The organism is Homoserinimonas sp. (genome assembly GCF_056262345.1).
In genome coordinates, this window is the sequence record NZ_JBACFR010000235.1 from 1 (window position 1) to 4885 (window position 4885).

The window sequence follows — 4885 nt, forward strand, 5'->3', positions numbered from 1 at the left end:
CACGTGGGTGAAGCCGAGATCTGTGACGTAGTCGATGATCTGGTCGGCCGCATCCCGATAGCTGAGCCCGGGCCGCCACGACCCCAGGTGCAACTCGTAGGCGCTCATGGGGATGTTGTGCGGGTCGCTGGCCGATCGCTGGGTCAGCCACGCGGCATCCTGCCATTCGTAGCCGCTGGTGCCGGTCACGGAGGCGGTGCGAGGGGGGATTTCTGTGTAGCGGGCCATAGGGTCTGCCCGCACGACCCAGGTGCCGGCGCGGGTGAGGATCTCGAACTTGTAGGCGACGCCAGCGCCGACGCCCGGAACGAATATCTCCCAGACGCCGTTATCGTCGAGCCGGCGCAGGGCGTGGCCGAGCCCGCTCCAGCCGTTGAAGTCGCCGATAACGCGGACGGCACGAGCGTGGGGCGCCCACACCGAGACGGCAATCCCCGCAACGCCTTCGTGAGTGCGCACGTGCGCTCCGAGCATCCGCCACAGTTCTTCGTGCCGACCCTCCGCGAACAGGTAGGTGTCAATTTCGCCGACGGTGGGGGAGAACCGATAGGGGTCCTCTGCCTCCCACGACTCTGCCTCGCCGTAGGTGGCGACAATGCGGTACGGCTGCGCCACCCCTGCGTGGCTTCCGTGCCACAGCCCATTAGTGAGGTGTCGGAGCTCGACCTGGCCGCCATCAGAGAGAACGGCCGTCACCGTCTCTGCGAGGGGGCGAAGAACCCGGATGATGACTCCGTCACCGCCCGCATGCTGGCCAAGCACGGAGTGGGGGTGCGGATGGCGGGCCTCGGTGATGGCAAGGATTGTTTCGGTGTCGAGTTCGGGAATCGTCATGCGGTCGCTCCCGTCGTGCGCGAAGCGCTCGGCCCGCCGGTGTAGTGAACCTGCAGGATATGCACGGGCTCCACGAGCGGATCGAGCCGAACGAAGGTGTCGCGGCCCCACGGGAACCGGGCTCCCGTCACGAGGTCTGTGACCTCAAATGTTGCGTCGATGTCGAGACCGAGCCTCGTGAGGTCAAGCCGCACCATCGTCTCCTTTATGGCATGGGGGTCAAGATTCGCGACAACGATGATGCCGTCGGATCGCCCGTCCGGGGTGAATTCCGACGGGAGGTACTTCGTGTACACGAGCACCGAATCGTCGTCGCTCCAGTGGGCGCGAAATGTGCGGAGCTGCCGCAGTGCGGCATGTTCGGAGCGGATGCGGTTGAGGGTGGTGAGGTAGGGCGCAAGCGACGTGCCCTCCGCCTTTGCCGCAGCGTAGTCCCGCGGGCGATACTCATACTTCTCGTTGTCGATGTTCTCCTCGGACCCCGGCCGCGCCACGTTCTCTACGAGCTCGAACGCGGAATAGACACCCCACGTTGGGGCACCCGTCGCGGCGATAGCGGCACGAATCTTGTGGGCAGCCCGCCCGCCGCGCTGCAGATACTCCGTGAGGATGTCCGGCGTATTCACAAAGAGATTGGGGCGCAGGTAGTCGGCGGTCTCGTGCGAGAGCTCCGTGAGGTAGTCGATGAGTTCCTGCTTGGTATTGCGCCAGGTGAAGTATGTGTACGACTGCTGGAATCCCACCTGGGCGAGGGCCTGAAGCATGGGTGGCCGCGTGAACGCTTCGGCGAGAAACACGACGTCGGGATAGCGGATGGCGACCTCATGAAGCAGCCACTCCCAGAACTGCAGCGGCTTGGTGTGCGGGTTATCGACCCGAAAGATTCGCACTCCCAGCCCGATCCAGTGCTCGACGACGCGCAGAACCTCCTCGCGCAGCCCAGTGGGGTCGTTATCGAAGTTGAGAGGGTAGATGTCCTGATACTTCTTGGGCGGGTTCTCGGCGTAGGCGATCGTGCCGTCGACCCTGGTCGTGAACCACTCCGGATGCTCCGTGACCCACGGGTGATCGGGAGAGCATTGCAGGGCCAGGTCGAGGGCGATGTCGATTCCGTTGCGGGATGCTGCAGAGACGAAGGCAGAGAAGTCGGCGATTGTGCCGAGGTCCGGGTGCACGGCGTCGTGCCCGCCAGCAGCCGACCCGATAGCCCAGGGAGAGCCTGGGTCGCCGGGGCCAGCATCCAGAGTGTTGTTGGGGCCCTTGCGAAAGCTCGTTCCGATGGGGTGGATGGGCGGCAGATAGAGCACGTCGAAGCCCATTGCCGCGAGCTGAGGCAGTCGCCGTGCTGCGGTGCGGAAGGTGCCGCTCTTCCATCGGCCATCCTTGAGGCGCTGCGCGCCCTCTGAGCGGGGAAAGAACTCGTACCAGCTGCCAACGCCGGCCCGGGTGCGTTCGACTCGCAGGTCAAGCGAGTCGGAGAACGTCTCGCGCGAGGCGATCGGGGCGTTCGCCAAGGCGGCGGTGAGCCGGGTGTCGAGCGCCGCCGCGAGTCTGGCCGCGGGAGCGAGCTTCGGATCGCCCAGCGCAGCGGCCTGGGCTCGGATCACGGAGGAGCGCGGATGCTCGCGCGCGGCCCGGGCGAGCACGGCGGCGCCTTCGTCGACCATGAGCTCGGCGTCGCTGTTCATGGCCACCTTGATTGAGGCGTTGTGCCGCCAGGTGGCCCAGTCATCGCAGAATGCCCGCACCCTCCACGACCAGGTGCCCTGCTGGTCGATGAGCACGTCGACAACAAAACGGTCGGTGCCTGGGGTGCGCTCGAGCATCCGGTGGCGGGTCACTGCTCCCGCAGGGTCGGTGAGCAGGAGTTCGGCCCCGAGTACTTCGTGCCCCTCCATGAAGATGGTCGCGCTGAACGGCACGACTTCTCCGACAAAGGCTTTGGCTGGCCAGATGTTCTCCGGTTGCCTCGGGGCGAGCTGCGTTATAGCGATTCGCCCGATTCGGGGCGTGTAGGCGGGGGTCGGATGCTGGAGTTGAGCGTTCGCTGGGGCCACGTTCTTGACCGTAGCGGTTTCGGCTCTTGACGGGGAGGGCGAACCGGCGCGGCAGGCGGTTCGGGGGACATTGTGCGAAAACCGGGGGACGGCCCTTGTCGGCATTGCAGGGGACTACGGGTGTACCCCCTGCACTGGGGACATGTCGGAGGTGGCGACGGGCATACAGGTACGTGCACTCTCTACTCGGGGATGCCAAAGAAGCTCATACCCGGAGCTTGATCCCTCCCGCACTTACCAGCACCATCGCCTCGGTTTTCGCCCCGAGGCGCCACCACACGAGACAACCCGATGTCGGCATCGCGTGACGCTCTAGCGAGCGTTCGCGGTGAATTCGTCGGGCCCACTAACCCGACGTCCTTCGCGATGTCGCGAAAGGAAACATCATGAACAAGCTCATCAAGGGTTCCATCGCCGGCGCTGCTGGCATCGCACTCCTCCTCGGCGGCGCGGGCACACTCGCGTACTGGAACGACTCGGCTACGGTCGGGAACGCTGCCGTTGTCAGCTCGGGCAAGCTCGATGTTGTTGCCGGAACCGGCGCCTGGACCGTTCAGGTCGGAACCGGCGCGCCGACCGCCCTCACCGCGACGCAGCTCGCTGCCTACCGCATCGTTCCCGGCAACAAGCTCGTCTACACGGAGACCCTCACCGTCGATGCTGTGGGCGACAACCTGAAGTTCACGCTCGGTGAGACCGTTTCCACCGCAGTGACGTCGACTATCAGCGGCGCAACGGTCACCCCGGAGTTCGCTGTCACCAAGGGCGGAGCCGCGGTCTCGACCTTCACCGGTCTCACCGCTGGTAGCTACACCGTCGTCGCCAAGATCACGGTCGACTTCCCGTCGACTGTCGCCAACCAGGTTGGCCAGGGCAGCAGCCTGAACCTTTCGGGAGCGACCGTTACGGTCACGCAGACCCCGTAAGCACCGGTTCCATTGGAAGCTCGGTGGGCCCGGGTCAGTAGATTCGCGCCCACCGACTCCGCATCACGTTCCACTTCTCCCTGACTCCCCTCCAGGAGGTGATCACATGCTCGCGTCAGACCACAACTCCGTGACGGTATCGAGCCACCGCCGTTTCAACCGCGCCCCGGTTCGCAGCATGCTGACCATCGCCGCTGCGGCAGCGGGTGCCACCCTCATTGCCGTCGCCGCCGCAGGGGGAACCTACGGGCTCTGGGCAGACTCCGCTGCAGTCTCTGCCGGAGTTGTGACGTCCGGATCCCTCAATCTCACCATCAACAACCTCGCCGAAGCCCCGATCAACGCGACAGCCTGGGGCTCCATGTTCCCCGGTGACCGGGTTCAGCAGACCGTCACGGTCAAGAACACGGGCACCACGCCGGCCGATGTGACCGTTGTCGGCACGTCGAGCGCCGCTGCCGTGAGCGACTACACGATCGACGTATCCAAGGGCGCATGCCCCGCAGCGGCTGCTGACCTCGCCGGACCGAGCGTGCTCCAATCCGCAGCAAAGGCACTGGGCACCTGGACGGCAGCCGAGTCGTCGGCCGTCTGCATCGAGGTCACGCTCAGCCCGACCGCTTCCAACGTCAGCAACGGCGCTACCGTGCCGTTCACGCTCACGATGACCGCGACTCAGAAGACGGTCTAACCATGAGAATCCCCGCGTTCCTTCGCCGCTCGACTGCCCGCCGCAATCCCCTGCGCGGCACGCTCATTCACAGCGGCGGCATCCTGGCCCTTGTTGTGTTGCTCGTCGCATCCGGGGCCGGCGTCACGTACGCCCTGTGGAACGCCAGCGCTACCGCTACCAGCACGGCCAAGGGCGCTCAGCTCGCGGTCACGGCAGCATTCGGTGGCACCTTCGCAAACTTTAGTTTTCAGAACCACGCTGCGACGGCGAATGGCACCGTCACGGTGACGAACACGACCGCCACGACGCGGACGACCGCAATGCCGGTGAGTACCCAGCTCAGTGCCGCATTCACGGGAGTCGATGCCACGTGGGCGTCGAAGTTCACTGTCTGG

The 4885-nt window shown here is 65.4% G+C and carries 5 protein-coding genes; 3 read left to right on the forward strand and 2 right to left on the reverse strand.

Annotated features, from left to right (window positions below; all coding sequences use genetic code 11):
- Together AC062T_RS11365 and AC062T_RS11370 are read right to left on the reverse strand one after the other, a co-directional pair.
- On the reverse strand, positions 1-834 hold an 834-nt coding region (locus AC062T_RS11365; protein WP_476030120.1), incomplete at its 3' end, for a GlgB N-terminal domain-containing protein.
- Positions 831-2891, reverse strand: coding sequence for an alpha-1,4-glucan--maltose-1-phosphate maltosyltransferase (locus AC062T_RS11370; RefSeq protein WP_476030122.1), 2061 nt, complete (start codon positions 2889-2891; stop codon positions 831-833). The genes AC062T_RS11365 and AC062T_RS11370, both read right to left, overlap by 4 nt.
- 386 nt (positions 2892-3277) lie before the next feature.
- On the opposite strand from AC062T_RS11370, the gene AC062T_RS11375 reads away from it, so the two are divergent.
- The 3 genes from AC062T_RS11375 to AC062T_RS11385 form a co-directional block, all read left to right on the forward strand.
- Positions 3278-3817, forward strand: a complete 540-nt coding sequence (locus AC062T_RS11375) for an alternate-type signal peptide domain-containing protein (protein ID WP_476030124.1) — start codon at positions 3278-3280, stop codon at positions 3815-3817.
- 106 nt (positions 3818-3923) lie between these two features.
- Positions 3924-4508: a TasA family protein gene (locus AC062T_RS11380; RefSeq protein WP_476030126.1), complete on the forward strand. Its 585-nt coding sequence runs from the start codon at positions 3924-3926 to the stop codon at positions 4506-4508.
- Positions 4509-4510: 2 nt separating this feature from the next.
- On the forward strand, positions 4511-4885 hold a 375-nt coding region (locus AC062T_RS11385), incomplete at its 3' end, for a hypothetical protein (RefSeq protein ID WP_476030128.1).